The sequence below is a fragment of the Portibacter marinus genome (assembly GCF_021533195.1).
In the GTDB taxonomy this organism is placed as follows: Bacteria; Bacteroidota; Bacteroidia; order Chitinophagales; family Saprospiraceae; genus Portibacter; species Portibacter marinus.
Map to the genome: position 1 here is coordinate 52284 of NZ_JAJNKB010000013.1, position 21458 is coordinate 73741.

The 21458-nt window shown below is 38.3% G+C and carries 20 protein-coding genes; 1 reads left to right on the plus strand and 19 read right to left on the minus strand.

The features are described from left to right. Positions 1 to 302: 302 nt before the first annotated feature. From L2567_RS19685 to L2567_RS19750, 14 genes are all read right to left on the minus strand, one after another. Positions 303 to 593, minus strand: a complete 291-nt coding sequence (locus L2567_RS19685; protein WP_235299573.1) for a DUF6090 family protein — start codon at positions 591 to 593, stop codon at positions 303 to 305. A 28-nt stretch (positions 594 to 621) separates the two neighbouring features. Next, complete coding sequence (locus L2567_RS19690; protein WP_235299574.1) at positions 622 to 1332, minus strand: DUF6090 family protein; 711 nt, start codon at positions 1330 to 1332, stop codon at positions 622 to 624. A 41-nt stretch (positions 1333 to 1373) separates the two neighbouring features. After that, positions 1374 to 2129, minus strand: coding sequence for a DUF6090 family protein (locus tag L2567_RS19695; protein WP_235299575.1), 756 nt, complete (start codon positions 2127 to 2129; stop codon positions 1374 to 1376). Continuing rightward, entirely contained in the window at positions 2122 to 2811 is a 690-nt protein-coding gene (locus L2567_RS19700; RefSeq protein WP_235299576.1) for a DUF6090 family protein, read from the minus strand. The genes L2567_RS19695 and L2567_RS19700 overlap by 8 nt, the downstream gene beginning before the upstream one ends. Positions 2812 to 2892: 81 nt before the next feature. After that, on the minus strand, positions 2893 to 4530 hold the full coding sequence (ggt, locus tag L2567_RS19705) for a gamma-glutamyltransferase (protein WP_235299577.1): 1638 nt from the start codon (positions 4528 to 4530) through the stop codon (positions 2893 to 2895). 42 nt (positions 4531 to 4572) lie between these two features. Continuing rightward, entirely contained in the window at positions 4573 to 5274 is a 702-nt protein-coding gene (locus L2567_RS19710; protein ID WP_235299578.1) for a DUF6090 family protein, read from the minus strand. Between the two features lie 39 nt (positions 5275 to 5313). Further along, positions 5314 to 6558: a C45 family autoproteolytic acyltransferase/hydolase gene (locus L2567_RS19715; RefSeq protein ID WP_235299579.1), complete on the minus strand. Its 1245-nt coding sequence runs from the start codon at positions 6556 to 6558 to the stop codon at positions 5314 to 5316. Position 6559: 1 nt separating this feature from the next. Beyond that, the gene (locus L2567_RS19720; protein ID WP_235299580.1) at positions 6560 to 7339 is read right to left on the minus strand and encodes a hypothetical protein; all 780 of its coding nucleotides are present in this window, start codon (positions 7337 to 7339) and stop codon (positions 6560 to 6562) included. Then, a complete protein-coding gene (locus tag L2567_RS19725; RefSeq protein WP_235299581.1) occupies positions 7332 to 8072 on the minus strand; it encodes a DUF6090 family protein in 741 nt (246 codons plus the stop codon). The genes L2567_RS19720 and L2567_RS19725 overlap by 8 nt, the downstream gene beginning before the upstream one ends. Before the next feature lie 61 nt (positions 8073 to 8133). Next, a complete protein-coding gene (locus L2567_RS19730; RefSeq protein ID WP_235299582.1) occupies positions 8134 to 8640 on the minus strand; it encodes a hypothetical protein in 507 nt (168 codons plus the stop codon). A gap of 12 nt (positions 8641 to 8652) precedes the next feature. Further along, on the minus strand, positions 8653 to 8841 hold the full coding sequence (locus L2567_RS19735; protein ID WP_235299583.1) for a DUF6090 family protein: 189 nt from the start codon (positions 8839 to 8841) through the stop codon (positions 8653 to 8655). Positions 8842 to 9071: 230 nt separating this feature from the next. After that, positions 9072 to 10199, minus strand: coding sequence for a DUF819 family protein (locus L2567_RS19740; RefSeq protein ID WP_235299584.1), 1128 nt, complete (start codon positions 10197 to 10199; stop codon positions 9072 to 9074). 276 nt (positions 10200 to 10475) lie between these two features. Beyond that, a complete protein-coding gene (locus L2567_RS21380; RefSeq protein WP_235299585.1) occupies positions 10476 to 13193 on the minus strand; it encodes an Ig-like domain-containing protein in 2718 nt (905 codons plus the stop codon). Between the two features lie 473 nt (positions 13194 to 13666). Then, positions 13667 to 14401, minus strand: coding sequence for a DUF6090 family protein (locus L2567_RS19750; protein ID WP_235299586.1), 735 nt, complete (start codon positions 14399 to 14401; stop codon positions 13667 to 13669). Positions 14402 to 14651: 250 nt separating this feature from the next. Between L2567_RS19750 and L2567_RS19755 the strand changes: the two genes are divergently transcribed. Beyond that, positions 14652 to 17561 carry an amidohydrolase family protein gene (locus tag L2567_RS19755; protein ID WP_235299587.1) on the plus strand — a complete coding sequence of 970 codons (2910 nt, stop codon included), beginning with the start codon at positions 14652 to 14654 and terminating at the stop codon, positions 17559 to 17561. Between the two features lie 91 nt (positions 17562 to 17652). On the opposite strand, the gene L2567_RS19760 is transcribed toward L2567_RS19755, so the two are convergent. From L2567_RS19760 to L2567_RS19780, 5 genes are all read right to left on the minus strand, one after another. Next, on the minus strand, positions 17653 to 17847 hold the full coding sequence (locus L2567_RS19760) for a cold-shock protein (RefSeq protein WP_235299588.1): 195 nt from the start codon (positions 17845 to 17847) through the stop codon (positions 17653 to 17655). Positions 17848 to 18237: 390 nt separating this feature from the next. Beyond that, positions 18238 to 18456 (minus strand): PspC domain-containing protein, encoded by a 219-nt coding sequence (locus tag L2567_RS19765; RefSeq protein WP_235299589.1) that lies wholly within the window; start codon positions 18454 to 18456, stop codon positions 18238 to 18240. 57 nt (positions 18457 to 18513) lie between these two features. Continuing rightward, entirely contained in the window at positions 18514 to 19014 is a 501-nt protein-coding gene (locus L2567_RS19770) for a hypothetical protein (protein WP_235299590.1), read from the minus strand. A 123-nt stretch (positions 19015 to 19137) separates the two neighbouring features. Further along, positions 19138 to 19836 (minus strand): LytR/AlgR family response regulator transcription factor, encoded by a 699-nt coding sequence (locus L2567_RS19775; protein ID WP_235299591.1) that lies wholly within the window; start codon positions 19834 to 19836, stop codon positions 19138 to 19140. After that, positions 19833 to 21446, minus strand: coding sequence for a sensor histidine kinase (locus L2567_RS19780; RefSeq protein WP_235299592.1), 1614 nt, complete (start codon positions 21444 to 21446; stop codon positions 19833 to 19835). Before L2567_RS19780 ends, L2567_RS19775 begins: the two co-directional genes overlap by 4 nt. Between the last annotated feature and the right edge of the window lie 12 nt (positions 21447 to 21458).

Here is a 21458-nt window from a genome sequence, read left to right on the forward strand (position 1 = left end):
ATTTTGAAAGTTAACAAAATTATGTTCTATCAAATATGTCACCCCTAATGAATTCTACCGCATTTACATAGACCTAAAGTATTCACTCGTTCACTGAAAATAAGCATATCTACGTAAAAGAATTCTGCTATACCCACCTCGCTCATTCCGTTCTACCAATGATTTCTTTTGCTAAGTGATCCAATGATTTATAATGATCAATCATCACTAAATTCCAAAATTTTTTTCCATAGTAAAGATTTTCAAATTCCAGGTCTGAGAAAACCTCTTCATAATTTCCCGTAAACAATTTTGAATCTTCATTACTGTACTGTATTCTCAGATTGCAACCTTGCCTCATTGGAACCGACGAATTGGAGGACCAATTCTACATATTGATTCGCTTCCTCAAGATTTTGAATACGTTCCTTTAGTACTTTTCTATTGCTTGTAAATTCTGCTTGCAAGGCAGTCAAGATTTCTTTTCCTTCATTGTTCAGTTTTCTCTTTTCGTTCCAATTGTTGACTTGTAAAGCTATCAGTATACCAACTACCACAAGTATAATCTCGCCAATGGCATATTTGAAGTATTTGCCAGTTTTGTTCTCACTCATGAGTTTATAGCCTATTTGACGAAAAAATTTAATCATCGACTATTAGACCATTTAATTCAGCAATTAGGACGTTCATCTGATTTTTGACATCAGCCATTCGATCCATATAGTTTTCATATTTGTCTTGTTCTAAGGCTAATAGAGAGATGAATGATGGGTGTTGCAACAGATTATCGACCTTTATACGAGCCACTATGTCAAGCCTTCCTTCTTCCTCTTTAATGAGAACTTCTTTGAGGATATCTTGCTGAAATTTTTGCCCTAATGTTACCCTATCATCGTTATAGTTATTAATAAAGAGACTATATCCAGGTAGATATGATTCATAAGTTGTGATGATCTTTTTTCTCATTTCCTTATCTTTAATCAGTTCAAATCCTGCAGATTTTAACGCATCGAATGGGCCCCGTTCATATCGGAATTGAATGTCAAGCTGTATCATTCTCACGTATCGCATAAGCGTGTCTTTGCTGTGATTTTGATTGGCATATGCTGCTTTTTTTAAGAATTCTAAACCTATTCTTTTGGTCTCAAACCGACCGTTAAACACCTTGTCATATAATTCCAGATCTGATTGTAGTGAGGTTTTGATGTCTTGCAAGATTTCGCGTTCTCTTTCCTTGTTTTTTAAGGTTTCATTCCAATTATTAATCTGAAGTGCAATGAGGATGCCTATTACCACAAGTATAATCTCACCAATGGCATATTTGAGGTATTTGCCAGTTTTGTTCTCACTCATGAGTTTATAGCGTATTTGACGAAAAAATTTAATCATTTTCTTTAATCTCCTATTTCTTCATAAATTTTTGACTTTAGTGCCTCGGCTTGCTTTAGAAGCCTTCTAAAAACTCTACGACGGTACTGGTTATTATCACTCTGGCTTAAGTTTAAATAGTGACTAAAAGCCAAGTAAGTTGAAGAATTGGGATTATTAATCCACGTAGTATCTAAGAGTTTTAATCCAATATTTGGGTCGTTGAATTCTGATAAAAGCTGAAAAACCGGGTACATATCTTTAGATTGCACAAATAATTCTCTCTGCGAGGTGTTCACCTCTCTAATATACCGCTGATTGGCGTATATGCTGGTGTAATATGCACTTATCCTTTGTTGAAGTTCTTCATTATCCAGAGTGTACATACTACCAGAATTGACCATTTCGTCATAGGTTCTGCTAGTAAAGAACAATTCATTCCAAGAGGTCTGTGAAAGCTGCATGACAGAATCGATATCCTTTACAGTATTGGCTTTATAAAATAAGTGAAGGCCTTTTTCTGCATTCGATTCATAGATAGCATACACTGAATCTACTTTTGTGAAACCATCTATATCCTTCTTAATATCACTGACCAGATTCCTTAGGAGCTTTGTATTTTTTTTAGATTGCTGTTGTCCCGCGTTCCAGTTATTAATCTGAAGCGCTATCAAGATGCCAATGACTACTAAAAGTACCTCGCCGATGGCATATTTGAGGTACTTGCCTGTCCTGTTTTCGTTTAGCAAAGATTTTCTAATGCTTCTAAAGAACTTAATCATTTCGTTTCGTTAAGTCTATTATGATTTCAATTATTGCTTCTAGACGTTGTAATTCATTGGTGTGATTTTCTAGAATTGCCCTAAGTCTTGCTCTACGCGTATGCATCATCTGCTCAAATTCAATCGATTCCAGTACAGATAAATCCATTCGATCATCTTCAAAGTTGATGCCGCGACTGAAATGTTTTCGCATGTAGGGATACAAACTTTGTCTGTTAAACTCTATTGCATGTTGCTCATCTTCATGATAGTACTCAAAAGTAGGTTCCCAAAGCAAAAAGGCATCCCGAAGTTCTTCGTTTTGAATCAAATCAAAATTTGTACTGTTAACGAGCCATTTTATCCTGCCCTGTGTAGGTTCAAAAGTCCAATCTGCAAATGACTCGAGCATAAATGAGCTTAATGAGTCTAAATTCGTTTTCGTTACATCTATAGGAAATAAGTTGACCACTTTATTAACTTGATCCAAATGATATTGATGCATAGACTTTATGAATGCCAGCTGCTTCTTATTATTGATAAACTCCTGATGAATTTCTGAAATGATGTTACGCTCCTTGATCTTGTTTTTACGGTTTTCGTTCCAATTATTTATCTGTAAAGCAATGAGAATGCCGATGACAACAAGGACTATCTCACCAATGGCATATGTAAAGTATTTGCTTACCTTATTTGCTCTCATAAGTCTATATCGTGATTTTCTGAAAAACTTAATCATCTTATTATTTCAATTCCCAGTAGGCAAGATCCGTCTACACACCATCTAATGATCTATTATTGCATTTCTACCTTCACCTCTTCGATCTATACCCACATCATAGGACTTCAACACCCCTTGCTCATCATACATCAACTTGATTCCAGTTGCATTCCCGATAGAACCCTTTACCATTTGATGTCCTTTCTCTTCTAATGCTTTAATCGTGGTAGCGTCCAATTCTGAATCTACCCGAATGGTATTAGGTTCTACAAATGTAATCTTCGGAGCGTCTATCGCATCTTGCATAGACATGTCAAAATCTAAAAGATTGAAAATGATTTGAGGAACATTCTGCGTTATCGTGTGACCTCCCGGAGAACCCATCGCAGCATAAGGATTCCCATCCTTCATAATAATTACCGGACTGTCTCCAGACAATTTATGCCTACTAGGAAAAGCATCCATCGGGTTGCCCTTTGGTTCAAAAGTGGAATAAGCCATAGAGTTATTGAGCCATACTCCTGTACCTTCGACCATAATTCGACTTCCAAAAACATTGCCAAGAGTCTGTGTTGCACTGACGATGTTGCCAGATCGATCTGCAACTACAAAGTGCGTAGTATTAACGCTATTGGGTGAAAAAGGTGGTTCAAACTCGGTTGCTCTATCCTTATCAATTGAACTTACAAATGCGTTGAGCACTTCTTTTGAGAGGATACTATCAATCGGTGCTTCTCTAACATCAGGGTCAAAAGAATAGGCTAAACGAGCTCTATAAGATTCTTTTGTCATCTCAGCAAATCGATGGAGGTAATCTGTTGAATTATGATTCAAGGAATCCCTGGGAAACTGTTCCATCAGACCAAGGTTGAACAACGTTGGGAATGAATTGGCTGGCAGCGATGCGGTATAGACTTCGTAACCTCTATAGTTATAACTTAAAGGCTCCCACCACTCCGCTTCATTTAACTCAAGATCTTTTTTCCTAAGAAAACTTCCGATATCCTTCATTTTCTGATCAATCTTTTCGGCAATTTCGCCTCTGTAAAATGGATCAGCACCTTCCTTTGCAATGGTTCGAAAGGTCTGAGCAAGATCTTTTTGGATGAGCCGATCACCTTCTTTAAGCGGTTCTCCATTCTTGCTGTAAAAGGACTTCGGATAATCATTAAAAGCCGAAAAAGAATATTCGATAAATCTTGCAGTGTTAGCACTGATTAAATATCCTTCTTCTGCATGTTTTATAGCAGCATCAAAAAGCTCTGACCATTCAAGACTGCCATATGCCTTATGTAGAGCAGCCCAAGCATTCAAATTTCCAGGCGTTGAAATCGCTTTAGGACCAATACGATTCTCCATGTGGCTAGAAGTAGGTGCCCTCATCAAATCCGAATTTGTTGCTTCAGGAAATCGGCCACTTGAGTTCAAATATCTCACTTTCTTTTTTTCTGCATCGTAAATGAGCGTCGTTCCATATCCGCCAATTCCAGACATCATCGGTTCTACTACATTCAGTGTTGCCGCAACGGCGATCGCTGCATCGAAGGCATTTCCTCCTCTTTCTAGTATTTCCAGGCCTGCTTTTGTAGCTAAAGGATGGGCAGAGGCGACTTCACCAAATAATAAGGGTTTCTCCACTTTCGTGCTACAAGAACAAAGTAATGTTACAAGAAATAGGATTTGAAGGGTGACCGTTTTCATTTTTTTAATTTTTTAGGGGAAGTTTTTCTATTTCAATGATCATCATTTATGCTCTTCAATAAAATTAATGATTTCAATAGATTTTTCTTTAATCCTTGTATGTGCGGCAGTTGTATTTTCAAACATAAACTTTCTGACCCCAAGCGCTGCCACGAATGTGCCGACCAGTTCTTTGGGGTCAAGATTGTCCCATAAAATTTGATCGATGATATCTCCTTCATGAACCTCAACGTTAATTGGGAAATGAACCATGTGCATTGACATTACCGATTGATAGTATTCAATATTGCTCCTAAATCGTTCTAGTTGATCTATCTGCAAGCTATTTAGGTCCATAAGTTTTTCTACCAGTTCCTTATCTAGCAATTCGATGTTACCTGAAGAAATAATGGTGTTGAAAGTGTTATTCGCGTAATCACGTTTCACTTTAAAGGCATAGTCGTATTCTAATTTTATAATTTTCTCCATTGTATCGATGGTAGTCGATGCCAAGTGTATTTTATTCAAAGTACTTTTAATCGCAAGGAGATCTTTTTTCTGAACATCGACAATTCTATTGATATCTATCGTGTCAGACACCAAGTCGCGGATCAAAGATTCTAAATACACTTCGGCAAGTTCAGCGTTTTTCCTTTCTGTGTTCAAATTGTTAATCTTTAACGCAATGAGAATTCCAAAAACAACCAGTAGGATTTCACCAAGCGCATACAACAGATACTTGGATACGCCATTTTGTCGTAACATTTGCTTGCGTAGATTTCGGAATAGTCGCAGCATTTCGTCTTAAAAATTTAAAGTTTGATATTCCGTTTCATCAGGGGGACCCGCAGTGATCAACATGTATGGTTTTTCACCAAGGACCATGATGGTAGAAGCAAAAGTAAAACCACCACTTCCCGTCCAGGACCTGCAAACCGGATTCAATGGATCCTCCTTCCCTCTCAAAATATTCATAATCGCCTTTTCGTCTATGTCCTCTACTTCAGTCATTCCCAATTCCACAGCACGAAATCTTATATGAGAATTAGAATTGGTAGGTTGATCAAGCTTGCCAACTTTAGGACCATCATCCGAATGCCAGGGTTTTAAGTTCGTATTCACAATCGGATGATTGGTATGATAAACCGCATCATTCTGATTTTCTGGAAGATGACGCACGACCTTACACGCAGAAGCCTCAAAATTATAAACTTCGCCGTCTATGCCTACGATATAACTTTGACCTGAAGCGTGTGGTATGGAATTGATAAACTGCAATATTTCATCCTTGTCCGTCATACTAATGAGTTTTTTGACAACAAATGCTACCGGCACTCCTTCATCCGCAGCCTTAAGTTGCATAATGGTATTGACAACTACTCCTAGTCCCTCTTCATTCATTCCATTAAGAGCAATCAGTCCCGGATGCGATAAAACCATTTGATTAGGCTGTCCATCCATACCAGATATCTTAAAAAGAACCTGATATTTATCAGTGTAATCTTCGATGTCCATGTTCTGTGCAACCATAGCAGGATTCCCATCTCTTGCAGGAATACCCACATCACTGCAATGATGGTTATTAGGGTCATCAATGTAGACCCAAAACTCGTCTAAAAGATTAAGAACCATGACCTCCTCAAATTTCTGCCCAGCACCTTCAGCGATCCCTTTGACTTCCGCATATAATTCTGGCGTCCATTTTTTTATTGAAGCTTCAAAGTTGGCATACTCCATAAATTCATCCAATACTTCAGAAGCGTCTTTCCCAAGCGCTTTAGAAGTATTTTCCTTCCACAGTCCGATAATTTCATCAATCTCTTTTTTAAGTTTTTTCCCATGCTGAAGTCCAAGTTCATACCCGCTTCCACGAAGCTCTATGACATTCAGTTGACGATTTCTAACTATTGGATGATCACTGAGATCACTAACTTCCGCAATACTCAACGTGGCATCTATCTCAGAAGGAGGCTGACATTTAATATTTAATTCTAGCAAAATCAAGCACATCGCTAGCATGAGGAGGATTGGATTTTTAGCAAAAATCATATCAATTTCTGTTTATCTCATTGGTAACTAATTCTAATATTTTCTCACACTCTTTTAACAATTTGTAACCTTCCATTGCATTGTGTCTTGCATGCATTTTTTTGATGGAAATATGACTTTGCAAAGTGGGATGATTAAGGAGTTCTTTTCGATTAAAAGGAATGTGGTCTTCATAGGCTTCAAATTCCAATGTATCTTCTCTGTAGAATTCTAATGTGAAGTCAAAACGTTCCAGATTGCTCATCGGATAGTGTTCGGCTAGGAAGGGTACAATCGTATTTTGAGAAAAATGAATCGCGAGTTGTTCATCATCATCCAATTCGTCGTCTACGCCTGACCAAATGGTTAACTTATTCCTCAATTCTTCATTTTGGATAAGATTTAAGTTGCCTGAATTCACCAGATTATTTGATGCTCCAGGTCTGGAGTTGTAATCGAACCAATCGAAAACAGCATACATGAGCATATCGAAAGATGCTTCGCCATGTTCTAAAGCTTTGCTTTTGTCTTGAAGTTGGCTCATTGCGTTCATAATCCCTAAATTTCCATCATAAACTCGCTTGGCATCCCGAAGATTTTCAGTAAATTCTACTTGCAAACTTTGCAATATGCTTCTTTCCGCAATTCTATCTAATCGATCCAGATTCCAGTTATTGATTTGTAAGGCAATCAGTATACCTACCACCACTAAGAGTATTTCTCCTATACCATATAGCAGATAATTAGAAAACCGTCTATTAGAAGAAGTCATTTTGCGCATTTTTCGAAAGACCTTAACCATTCCTTAGTTTTAGTTCTTTGACCAATTCATTTCTCACCTTAGTAATCTTCCCCAAAAGCATTAAGTAGTCATTTCTATAGTCTTGTCTGGCATCAATCACCTCCACTAAAGCATTTCGAAATTCAAAGTCTTCACACAAATTTTCCAATGTATACGTTACTTCTAACTTTCCGTTCTCGTCATAACTAAAAAGAACCTTTTTCCATATGATCTCGTTTGCCCTTCCCAGTTCAGTCCGGAAATAATCGATAAAACTATTCGAATACTCTAAAGAATGATATAGATCCTTAATTTGAGCTCTTAAGGTTTCGTTTGGCAAATTCGACATCATCTTTGCAGATAACATTTCGTCGTAAGTATCATGAATACTATAAAAGGCGGGTAGTACCTGATGGGTCAATAAAACCGTATCCAGGTATAATTTGCGCTCGTCTACTGCATTACAATTTTCCACATACTGTAAGCCCTTAAGCGAAATTTCATAGTTGTTTTCTATATCAGGAAGTCGCCAGGAATATCCATTGAATAACTGATCAATGTCTTCGTTCAATTCCAAGAGAAAATCTTGTTGCGTATTTGCCACCTTCCTTTGATCGTTCCAATTGTTGATCTGAAGAGCAATTAGGATTCCTGCCACTACTAACAAAATTTCTCCTGCTGCATAGAGGAGGTATTGATTGACTCGATGTCGCTTGATGAGGTCAAACCTGATTTTCCGGAAAAATTTGAGCATTTGAGGCTTTAGGGTTCTTTACTAAACTAATAATAAGAATTTTTTTTGTAAAGATCGGAGCTTATCCCGTTTTCAGGTAACCATTAATGCGCGAAATCAATAACCTGATATCATTAAGGAGGACCTCGTACTCTTCACTTAGAATGGTCGGATAGCGTGTGCGTTCATGTAGTAAGTTCCTGAAATACAAGTCTTCCCATACATTTTCAACATTCAAATCTTCAGCTTCAGATTCATCTCTTAAGAGTTGATTGACCGGTATACAATGGTTAAGTTGATCTTTGTAATTATTCCAAGATTCTCGTTCTATCTTTTCCCATTCCCGAATAGTTCTTAGATTAGCTTCCCATGAACCGATTGATAATCTAATGGTATCATCCCTGATAACTTCTAACTTTCCACTGCCCATGATATCATTTACAGTACCCTCTTGAGCCCTAAATACCGTAAAGCCCAAGCCTTTCATGAACAATTTTACAATTTGATCTTTTTTGAATAAATTCGAATCTAATTCTACAAGCACAAATATCGAATCAATGGAAGAGGACGTCGCTCTAGCCTTCTTCATTACTCTTTCCAACTATTTTTCATTCTTCCTTAAATCTTCTACAAAACTGATCAAGTATCGTTTTTCAGCAATTCGATCCAATTTTTGTTTATTCCAATTATTGATCTGAAGCGCAATTAAGATTCCAAACACAACCAGAATTACCTCTCCGATTGCATAAAGCAAGTACTTCTTGAACCTTCCTCTATCAATTAATGACATTATTACTTCTTAAAAATCTGATCATGGTCAAATTAGAGGCGGATAATAATGGAAAAGATCTGAATGTAGTGTGGCAGAGAGGATTTGAGGGTTTTAAGCATTGATCCAGGGTTAATTACATTCAATATAAAGAAAATAATCAATTGAACGAAGAACATACAACCTTTTAGAGGCTTACAAAGACCACCATTTCAACTATTCAACAAAACGATTAGTAAGTTAAGCGATAGTTACAAATCAAAAATCATTTTCAGTAAGAAAATCGTAAGCATTCCCCAAAACGTACCTGTCGCCATACTCAGAATTGCCAGTACAATTGCATGCGGCATCCACTTTTTCTCATAGGCAGCAGTAACAGCAGGGGCAGTAGCGATCCCACCTACATTAGCCATACTCGCTATAGGAACCCAGGCTACATTGACATTCAAAATTTTCGCTAAGCCTAACATCACAAATAGATGGCTGATCAACCAGATCACCAGGAAGAAGAGGAGTTCCAAATTCAACTCGAATGCACTAAACCTCAGCTTCAAACCCAAAACTGCCATTACTATCAGAATCAAGAGGCTTCCCATCTTCAAAGCAATCTTCACATTCCAGCCCTTCACATAATTCCCAAGTACTAAACCTAATCCAGAAAGCAAGAGAATCTTTGCGATGTAATTTTCGGTGACCACATTCACTAAGAATACCGAAGCAATCAAAACAACCGCGATGAGAAGGAGAGAAAATTCACCGTCCGAACTTTCTTCCAAGCTCACAGGCATTTTTGAATCTGTAATCCCCAGCTTCTGATTCAAAAAGTTGCTTTCCTTTATTCCCTGAAACATTAGAATGGTCCAGACATTGACCAATACGTTGTCCATCACAAGTATCGTCAAAAAAATATGTTCCGGGCAATTTACGATCTCTTTTAGGACCAATTGACTTGTACTCCCACCAATCCAACTTCCCACGATGGGTGGCAGTCCTTTCCAATACTCCAAGTCCTTTAAAACTTCTGCCACAAAATCTTGATTTAGCCATATGACTATAAGCAAAATAGGAAAAACGGCTATCCAAAGAGAGCCGGCAAGAAATACGGCAAGCGGCTTCCATCCAATCGCCTTCAATTGAACCAAAGAAAGACTGCTCATAGAGGCCAATACAGCCAATAAGATCAAGTACTCCTTGTTAAATGTATGTATATATCCGGCAGAATAATCCTTTCCAAATAAAAGAGAGATACCTGCCGGTATCAGATATGCCAATAGAATGGCTGGGACCCATTCAAATAACTTTTGAAGCAATCTGTTGTCCCACCTGTCTAAAATATAAACAGAGAATAACGTGATTCCAACGATTATAAATGATTCCAAGAATTAGCTTAATTTATCTTTTCATAGTTTCCACCCTCTCCAATCAAACAAGATAAATTTTATTCCTGAGATACACTACATTGGCTTTACATCCTCCTCACTTGCGCCATTATCGATCAATTTCAACCCCTCCACACCTTCACATAGAACAGCACAATTATGAAATCATCGCTAGTGATTAACAACACGCTAATAACTGCAAACTTCTTTGGACGAGCATAAAAAGAAAAAGAGCAGCCAGATAGCCGCTCTTTTCCTAATTCAAAATTCGATCAATTATTTAATAATGCTAATTTTCTTAGATGACATTGAGTGCGGAGTCTGAATTACAATGAAATAGATGCCATTTTCCAGATCCTTAGTTTGGAATTTAATTTGTTGTGGACCTTTATTGAATGCTCTGGATTCAATTTGCTTTATCCGTTGGCCACTAAGATTAACCAATTGAACACTGACTTTTTGAGTCATGTTCAGATTAAAATTAATCGAAGTCTCATAGCTAGATGGATTCGGAAATACATTTATTTGCAAATCATCAAATAGATCGCTTCCCTCGTTAGTTTTTTTCAATGACGAAGCACCACAATCAGAGTCTCCAGAATTGATCGCATTAATTATGATTTGGGCAACTGCTATCAAATTATCAGCTTCAGCGTCAGTTAAATCTTTCCCCCTTTTTGCTTCAACTTGATTTATGAACGCATTGAGCAAATCAAGAGCCTCCTGAGGATCTCCATTGGCACAAGCAGATACAGCATTATTGATTTTGACAGTAAAGGCATTTTCTAAGCCGTGTTTTACAGAAAGACTTACAACAAGTCCTTCTAATGTACTTACCGCGCCATCAACATTAACAATTGGATCGCAAACGTCACCTATATTGTCTTGATCTAAGTCTTCTTGACCTGTATTAGCGTCTAATGGGCAATTATCATCTCCATCAAGAACGCCATCATTATCGTCGTCCGGATCAACACAATCAGGAGAATTGTCGCCGTCATTATCTGGAGAAGTACTTGAAGCATCCAAAGGATCAGATCCACATGCTAGTTCATCATCATCCGTTTGTCCATCATTGTCATCGTCCGGATCACCGACATCACAAAGACCATCACCATCCGTATCGGTTCCATCATTTGCTACGTCATCCGTCCCGCTTGAGCAGTCATCACAACCATCGCCATCAGCGTCTCTACAAACAAATGGATTCAAAACATCAGAATCATCAACGTCAGCAACGCCATCGTTATCATCATCCGGATCACCGACATCACAAAGACCATCACCATCCGTATCGGTTCCATCATTTGCTACGTCATCTGTACCACTAGAGCAATCATCACAACCATCGCCATCAGCGTCTCTACAAACAAATGGATTCAAAACATCAGAATCATCAACGTCAGCAACGCCATCGTTATCATCATCTGGATCAACACAATCTGCTATTCCATCTGAATCTGTGTCAGTTTCTAAATTCCCACATCCACATTGACCGGGGTTAGTCTTATTAGCGTCAAATGGACAGGCGTCGTTGCAATCGGCTGTTCCGTCGCCATCTGTATCTGTGTCAGCTACTCCACATCCGCATATTCCAGGTGCTATTTTGCCAGGATCTGTAGGACAAGCGTCGTTACAATCGGCCGTTCCGTCACCATCTGTATCTGTGTCAGCTACTCCACATCCGCATATTCCAGGTGCTGTTTTATTGGCATCATTAGGGCAGTCATCATTACAATCTGCCGTTCCGTCATTATCTGAATCTGTGTCAGCTACTCCACATCCACATATTCCAGGTGCTATTTTGCCAGGATCTGTAGGACAAGCGTCGTTACAATCGGCTGTTCCGTCCCCATCTGAATCTGTGTCAGCTAATCCACACCCACACTGGCCTGGATCTGTTTTATTGGCATCATTAGGACAACCGTCATTATTATTACAAACGCCATCACCGTCGCTATCTCCACCTAAAGCTGCGCAAGGATCACAAACTTCTACAGTAACCGTAGTAGAAGCATCAGATGTAGTGTTGCAAGTACCTTCTCGTCTTACATAATAAGTAGTGTTCTGAGCGGGATTGACTATATGAGGACCAGGACCATTTGCAAAATTTGTGCCTCCGCCATTAGGTTGAGTATACCATTTAACGACTGCTCCAGTTCCGTCGGTTCCACCTGAGGCAGATAAAGAAACTGCATCTCCTGGACAAGTAGTACTAGGACTTGCTGTCACTGTGCTCATTGGGGTTGAGTTTTCTAAAACGGTAATGCTTATGGAAGCGCATGCGCCTAATGGCGTACAAATATCTCCTTCACCACGGACAAAGTAAGTGGTAGTACTATTGGGCGCAACAGTTATGCTCGTACCGGAAGTACTTCCAATTAAACCTGCACCGCATGCTGAGGAGTAAACTTTCCACTTAATTGCCTCATTTAGATTGCCGATAATATTAAGCGCGGTACTTTCACCGGGACATATGCTATTTGAATTTGAAGTAATGGATGGGGTTGAAGCAGGTGTCTTGATTACTTCTTGATAAACCAAATCATCAAAATCGAATGTGGCATTGGTGCCTAATCCAACGCTACATCCATCATCAGGAGTACTAGGATCTACAAAAAATACAACCGAGTTTACATCTTTCCAATTTAAAGTATGAACTTGAGATGCTTGCAAATTTGGACAAAAAAAATAGACATCTCCGTTATTCGATACTACTCGCCATTGTCCTCCACCGTCCACATTATCAAATCTCCTCGTTGTAAAACTGATAAAATTAAAGCAATATTCATTTTTGGTGATAAACATTGACCCATTCGCGTTAGGTTGATTAGAAGCTGGGAAAATTACTCCACCGGAACCATTCCAACCTGAAAATGAAAAGCCTGGATGACTTGGTCCTGAATTAAAAGTCATCGTTTGAGCTGAAAGTGTAAATTGAAGAACGAAAAAACATAGAAAGAAAAGCAATCTGTTTGCAGTATTCGTATGCATAGCTTGGATTTTTAAGGGTTATTAAATTGATTTAGAACAAGTGCTACGTGACGTAGAATCTAACATAGCTTATTAAATATACGAAATAAAACATCGGTAGCATGTGCTTTATGAATTTATATTTAGCATGGCCAAACTTTCAAAAACATTGAGCAAATTAAACCGTAAAGCAAAGCTATAACCTTATTAAAATTGAAGATTTAGTGGAGTCTATTTTTTACTTCCTTCATTGGACATCGAAGATGAAAACATCTAGAGCATGAATATTCAACACCATAAATTTATGAGCATCTTAAGAATGTACAGGAGATACTTTAGCTTTTTACTAAGCTTCTATTTATTCATGCGCCGTAATGGTCTGCAAGGCAATCAAAATTCCTACTACTACTAGAAAAATTTTCCCGATAGCATAAAGCCAATACTTGCTAAATCGTCATTGATTCAGCATTTTTTGCCGTATTCCCCTAAAAAACTTAATCATATCCCTTTAAATAACTTGATATAACCTTTTTCACTTCCTGGTTCTTTAAGAGCGTCCTGTTTGCCACCCTTTGCATAATATTAATTTTCAACCCGGACTCAAACAGCAACTGCTTCAATTCATCTTTCTTGAACTCTTCTATAAATTTGCTCCGATTCACCAAATTCATTTGATCACTGGTTTCATTAAATTGATTGCCATAATTCAGCAATCTCCTCTCACCTAAAAATGGCCTCACCCTTTGCTCAATGATTTCATTGTTATTAGAAATGGTAAAATTCAACCAGTCTATCTCCAGGTAATAGTCAAGAATTATTTTTTTTACACCCAAATCTCTTACTTGATTAGAAAGATTAGGGTTATTCTTTTTGGTAACCAATTGATTAGGCTCCGATCTTCTTACAGCATCCAAGTTTCCAATTTGCTCAACCGTAAGAATACCCTTTGAAAATCCTATGAGTTCTTTGTGAGTCTCAATAATAGTTTCTGTTCTTCTCAATAAACTATCCAGGCTTAAACTATCGGTTTTAATATTTTCTAATACTGCCGATAACAATTCACGTTCAGCTCTAATTGATTTTTTTGTTTCATTCCAATTATTGATCTGCAAAGCGATTAGTATTCCTACAACCACCAAAAGAATTTCCCCTGCTGCATAAAGAATATATCTATTGACTCGATGTCCCTTGATGAGGTCAAACCTGATTTTACGGAAAAATTTGAGCATTTGAGGCTTTAGGGTTAAATTGATTAAATATAGAAAAATTATCACTTATTCGAAGCGCAATCATATACACTCAAGACACATTAACATCCATCAACGTTTCGATCAATTATCATCCTGGCAATTGAGGACCTGCATACAAAGATTAGCTTTATATTGGGATCAAATGATACTCAGAAATACATACTTCTTAATGTTTCTCATCTTCATAGTCATTTCATGCAAGATAGAGCATCCTGAGCAAAACCAAACGATGGTAACCTTTTCCGAAGGAACCAATATCTCTGTTGCAGTTTCTCCTGATGAAGATTTTATGGTATTTGATCTGCAGGGAACACTTTTCAAAAAAGGCAAAGAAAAGATCCAGGCACAACCCTTAACTGGCCACTTCATGGATGCAAGACAGCCTGACATTTCGCCCGATGGCAAAAGGATAGCTTTTCAATCCTATCAGGATGGCAATTGGCACATATGGTCCGTGAACCAAGATGGTTCTAACTTAAGACAATTAACCGCAGGTCTATACGACCAAAGAGAGCCTCATTTTGCGCCAAATGGCAGTAACATTGTATTCTCCTCCGATCAGTCAGGAACCTATGATATTTGGATACATAATGAAATCAGTGGTGATTTAAGTCCTTTAACTTCCAGTGATTATAACGATTATGGCCCGGCGTATAGCTATTGTGGAGATGCTATCGCTTTTGTCCGTCAGACGCCAGATCAATGGGAGTTAAACATCATTTCTCTAGGCTCAAATAAAATCAAAACATTATACCATTCTCCCGCAAAAATATACGCTCCATCTTGGTATAGCAATGACAGTATAATCAGCTTTATTGAACACGACTGGTTGGTGAGCCAACTGAAATCCATTGACATCAAAACAGGGGAAGTCCGTAACATTACTACAGAAGAAGAGGACGTTTTTCCATTTAGAGCTCAACATCGATCTGACGCTTCCTATTATACCAGCGATGGTCATATCACAAAATTGGTAAGTGGCCAAAAGCAAACCATCCCTTTCGAAGCCACCCTGCCCATTGACATCAATAAATATAAGCGAAAGGAACCCAGATTAGTCGAAGCTCAATCGCAAAAAGTTAAAGGAATCCATTGCCCTCAATTATCTCCGGACGGTGAAAAGATCAGTTTCATCGCATTGGGTGATGTTTGGATCAAGCACCTTAATTCTGATGAATTGATAAGAGTGACTGACGATTCCTATGTGCAACTCATGCCTGCCTGGCATCCCAATGGCAAAACTTTGGTTTATGCTTCTGACAAAGGCAATAGAACAGCACTTTGGGAATATGATATAAAAAACGCAAAAACAAGAAAGCTAGGCCATATTACCACTATGCCAAGTGGAGTTTCCTTCAGCCCGGATGGAGGAAAAATAGCCTATACCATGGCATTTGGTCCCCGATCCGGTAGATTATCCATTATGGATTACAATACTGGAGAATCCCGATCGCCAAGACCCAGCTTTCCTTATAGCACCAGTGCTCCTTCCTGGCATCCGGATGGTCAGTACATTTTAATGAGCATGCTTCAGCCTTATTCTGGCCTGTACCGGGAAGGTATCGCCAGAAATATCATCATAGATTCCGAGACAGGAGAGACCTCAGTTCAGCAGGCACCTCCAGATTTATCTTTTGGCGCTCGGACAAATGATGTACCGCTGCTCGTAGATGGAGGCAAAACTTTAGTCTACATTTCAAGGGGCCAACTCAAGGAGGTCCAACTCGACCATGCGCTGAATGTTATTGGTAAAGAGATGGTTATTTTTGAAGAACTATCGGATGCACCTTCTATCAATAAATCCGGGGATAAGATTTTGGTCATGTCAGGATCCCAACTGAAAATAATCAATCGGTCAGATGGATCAATCGAAAATGTAGCTATTGACCTGGAATATCAGCATAGTAGCGATCATCCATCGCTCACCATTCATGCCGGAACAGTGATTACGATGAATAATGAAATTCTGAAGAACCAGGATATCATTATTAAAGGTCAAAAGATTATGCAAATTGTACCCCATGAGGATCGTAAGCAATCTTTGAACTTTATAGATGCATCAAATCAATTTGTCATTCCGGGATTAATCGATATGCATGCCCACCAGGGAAGTGATCTGGGTACATCCCTCGGACACAAATGGTTGGCATGGGGTGTAACCAGTACACGGGATCCAGCTACCTATCCTTATGATGCTCAAAATAGAAAAGAAGCTCAGATTAATGGCAATATTCTACATCCCAGGATTTTCTATACCGGTAGTCCTATTGATGGAAACAGGGTTTATTACAATGGAACCTATGCGCAATACTCTGAACAGCAAATCAGGCGTGAATTGCAAAGATCAGAGGCATTAAACTACGACCTTATTAAAACGTATGTTCGATTGCCGGATAGCCTGCAATTACTTGTCATAGAACGAGCGCACCAGCTGGGTTTACCTGTCACTTCACACGAACTTTATCCAGCTGCATTGATGGGCGTCGACGGGGTAGAGCACATATTGGGAACCAGTCGAAGAGGATACACTCCGAAGATGAGTGAAACCTATAAATCTTATTCAGATGTGCCGACCATGATGGCTACTGCAGGAATGACTTTTACTCCCACCATAGGTATCTATAGTGGATATAATTATATGCTCTTTAAAAATCCAGATTTATTAGATGAACAAAGAATAGAAGTATTAGAGGGAGCGTATGTCAAATCTAGTGCGCGTGCAGGGATCAAGCTTGTAGAAGAAAGTCCTGCAGAGTATGAGATCATGTTTAGACGTCAGTCCGAGTTAATCCAGAAAGCCTATGAAAAGGGTGTGACAATTGTAGCAGGCACTGACTCTCCCATTTTGCCTTATGGCTTTGGTTTATTTATAGAACTAATGTGCTATCAGGAGGCTGGTTTGAGTCCAATGGAGGTATTAAAAACAGCGACAGTGAATGCTTCGAAGGCGCTAAATACCTCTGATCAACTGGGTCAAATTAAAGTTGGGATGATTGCGGACCTTTTGATTTTAAATGAAGATCCTACTCGAAATATTAAAAATTTGAAAACCATAGATCGAATCATTCTTTCAGGCAAGGTCTTGCCAATGGATGAATTGCTATTGCCTTTCATTGAAGAAAATAACGACAGGGAATGAGTCCGAGAGATGATGTAAATAATAAGCATAAAAAAAGAAAGGTGGCTAATTAAAACCACCTTTCTTAGACTTTATACTTTATAGATAAGAATTAATCAATAACTCTTACATCAGTTGCATTCAATCCTCTTTTTCCTTGTTCAGTCCTAAACTCAACCTTATCATTTTCTCTGATGTCATCTATTAATCCAGATGAATGTACAAAAATATCATCTCCTGAATCGTTTGGAGAAATAAACCCAAATCCTTTTGAGTCATTAAAAAATTTTACTGTGCCTTCTTGCATCTTACTTTGTTAAATATTAATAATATGTTCTGTTCCAGCAGAATACTTTATTGACCATTGATGGTATCCACATAAAAGTGTGGAAAGCGCATGGCAATAATTGCTCATTTAAAACGATAAAGTATGGATGAAATAAAAAAGGAAAGAAGAGAATAAACTCTTTAACTAATTACTAAATTATACCTTATTATCAAAAGGTGTTCTTGCTTGAACGTCGCAAAGGTATGTAATTTAAAGTCAATAAACGAACGATTATCAAAAACTTATTAGATAATCTCAAAATGATGAGAATTGCTCCCGTCTTTGAAGAGCTCATTTAGATCTTGTCTCTCTCTTGAAACTTACAAATTCCATCTGCAAGTCTCACCAAACACCATTAATCCAAAATAATTAGTCCAGCAACATATTGCGGCCACTCCGAATATATTTCTTGACATTGAGCCAGAAGGCAGTCACCAGATAAGGAATGATCGTCGAACCAAGCGTAGCAAATGTTAAGTAAATGAAATAAACACGCACCCGGGCAGAGCGAATCCCCATCTTCTCAGCAAGGTAACTACATACCCCAAACACTGACCTTTCAATCGTTACTCTAAAGAAGTTCAACATAATGCACAAATTTAGAAATAATATACGAAAAAATCCAAAAACTAGTTCAGATCAACGCTACAAACTTGATAGAAATGCCGCCTCCGTTGGAAAGATATTCACCGTAGTGTTAAAGATAGAATTGGAATTGTTCTTATAGTGGATGATCAATTCAACATCAAATTTTCCCTCCTGCTGATAGGCGTGCTTGAAACTTTTAAACTTCCCCTTGAGAAATTGACCATCACCAAAATTCACCTCATAGACAGCCTGCGGATTGTAATTCCCAATCGAAAACTCAAGAGGCTCAAATATATGCATCGTGCCAGCTATGTTCAGGAAAGGATCGATGTTTTGCAAAAAAGGAGTAACACTGGTTGCTTCTTCCACAATCTTAATGGTGCTGAGATTTTTCGGGGCTTTCACAGTCCTGGCAAAAGACTTTTTAAAAACAGACATGGTACCAATACACCCGATTACACCAACGATCAAAATTAAACTCAACTCCTTTCGCTTCAGGGGCAAACTGATGCGCTCAAAGATCTGACTGATGGGGTCTATCGTATCTTGTCGATTCATAGTATTGGGATGTACGTTAATAAAATCGGTGGATTCGATAAAATCGGCTTCGAATCTGAAGTGAAGATAAGTCAAGCTTACTGAGTAAAAAAGGAAAAAAATATATTTAAATATTTAAATATGTTAAGCGAACCACGCTTTGACTTGCCCGCGATGATTCTTTCCGACAGGAACCTCTTTACCATTCAACATAAAAATGGTGTTGCCTTCGACGTAATCGACAAAGTGTCGATTCACCAGAAAGGATTTGTGAACCTTTTCAAAACCCTTCGAAGCAAGTGCCTCCTCATAAGCAGTAAGCGTCGATGGAGTCAATAACATTTCATCTTTGAACCAAACTTTCACGTAATTACCATAACTTTCCAGATAGTATACATCAGCTATATTGACCTGCACATGCCTTTTATCCACCTTTATAAAAAGATGAGAATCGCTGCCAGAATCATGCAAACTTGACCTCATATCTATGTTTTTCATAACCCTTTGCACAGCTTGCAAAAAGCGATCAAATGAGAATGGTTTTAAAAGATAATCTGCCACCTGTAAGTTGAAGCCCTCCAAAGCATATTCCTCATAAGCAGTGGTCAAAATGATCTGTGGCCTTTCTGTCAATGATTTCAAAAAATCCAAACCCTTCAACTTCGGCATCTCTATATCCAAAAAAATGAGATCTACTGGCCTGTCATTCAAGATACTATACGCTTCAGTAGCAAAGTAAAATTGACCTATAATCTCCAAGAAAGGAAGATCCACAGCATATCGCTCTATAATTCGATGAGCAAGTGGCTCGTCATCTACGATTATGGCATTGATCTTTTTCATAAATCCAAATATAACGTAACTTCAAAGGTTTGTCCTTCACTGATTTCAAGTTCATGCCGCTTAGGATAGCGAATCTGCAATCGCTTCCTTAAGTTTTGCAGACCCATCCCTCCTGCAGGTACGTCACCTTTCTCAGGATCTACCGAATTTTGCAGCCTAAACTTCAGTTGTTTTGGATTGACTTCGAGCAATAAGTGAATATAGCCAGGCTTTTCACTGGGCTGTATACCGTGTTTAAAAGCATTTTCTACGAGATTGATCAACATGAGTGGTGGTATAGGTTGTGCATCATTCTCAACCTTTATGTCCATTTTGAGTTCAAACGGTGTATTCAGTCTCAGTTTCTGAAGATCAATGTAATCTTTCAAATAATTCACTTCATCTTCCACTCTGACATATTCCTCCGCTCCCTTATAAATGACGAATCGCATCAACTTCGATAATTTCAGAATGGTTTCAGGTGTGAGATCCGACTTTTCGAGGCTTAAAGCATATAAATTATTCAAGGTATTGAAAAAGAAATGTGGATTGATTTGCTGTTTCAGTAAACTCAATTCTGCCTTGGTTTTTTCTTGTTCCAATGTTTGCATGGCTGTAGATTTTTTATTCCATTCAATGAGCACAATAATGGGGAAGGAAAAAATCATCGCGATCAGCGGAAAAATATAAGTAATGTCATCGAAATTCTGTATTCCTGTCGCTCCAAGTGGATGAATGGTTAATTGTTTTATCACAGGAAACTGATCGAAAACGGAATTAAGAATAGGGGTAAGCAACAAGATCAAACCTATACAGCCCAGAAGATAAGCAATAACTCCCTTGCGTTGTAATACCTTATTGAATAGAAAGTAATGATGAATGTAGTAGTAGAGATAGTAAGATGCATAAATGATGAAAATCTGCGGAATGAATATTAAGTAGCTGAAAAACCATTGACCTACAGGTCTATCATTCAGCATATTTTGAAAATCATTCGTAAAGAAAGGCAGTGCCAGAGCAAGAAGGGCGAAAATGATCATGGCCAACTTGAAAAAACTCAATCGCCTGAGTCGCTTTCTGAACTTAAGAAATACAGGATTCTCTTGTGTCAATTTTAGAAGCCAGTAAATGAGGACGCTACTAATCACTAAATCTCTGGCCACGATAATAACCCATCCATCTTCCATCCATGCCAATCCCATCCATTTTGCCCACGAAAAATACTGCACAACCCACATGATGACCAGTGGGATTAATACAAAGGAGCAAGTCCATGTCAACCAGTAAATCCAATTCCTCTCCCCTACCCTATCCTCTACAAAAGTGAAAATCACAGCGGGAGCCATAAGCACATTAAGCAAACAGAAAATACCTAAATAAACGCTCCAGCCCAATTCGTTTTTGACTTGCATCAGGAAGTAACTGTAAAAGAGGAAGTAGCACAGATACAACCAACCATTCTTTTCAAAAAAATATCGCAATGCAGCCTTAATTCGAGTATTCATGTACAAAAAATTGTATGGAAAGATAAAACGGTCAGCTTCACGATCACAATCAGAATGATCAATGGCTGAATTTCGATGATGAATGGAAAATTGACCAATGAACACGAAAGAGATGCCGTTCGTCATGTTTTGTTTCAA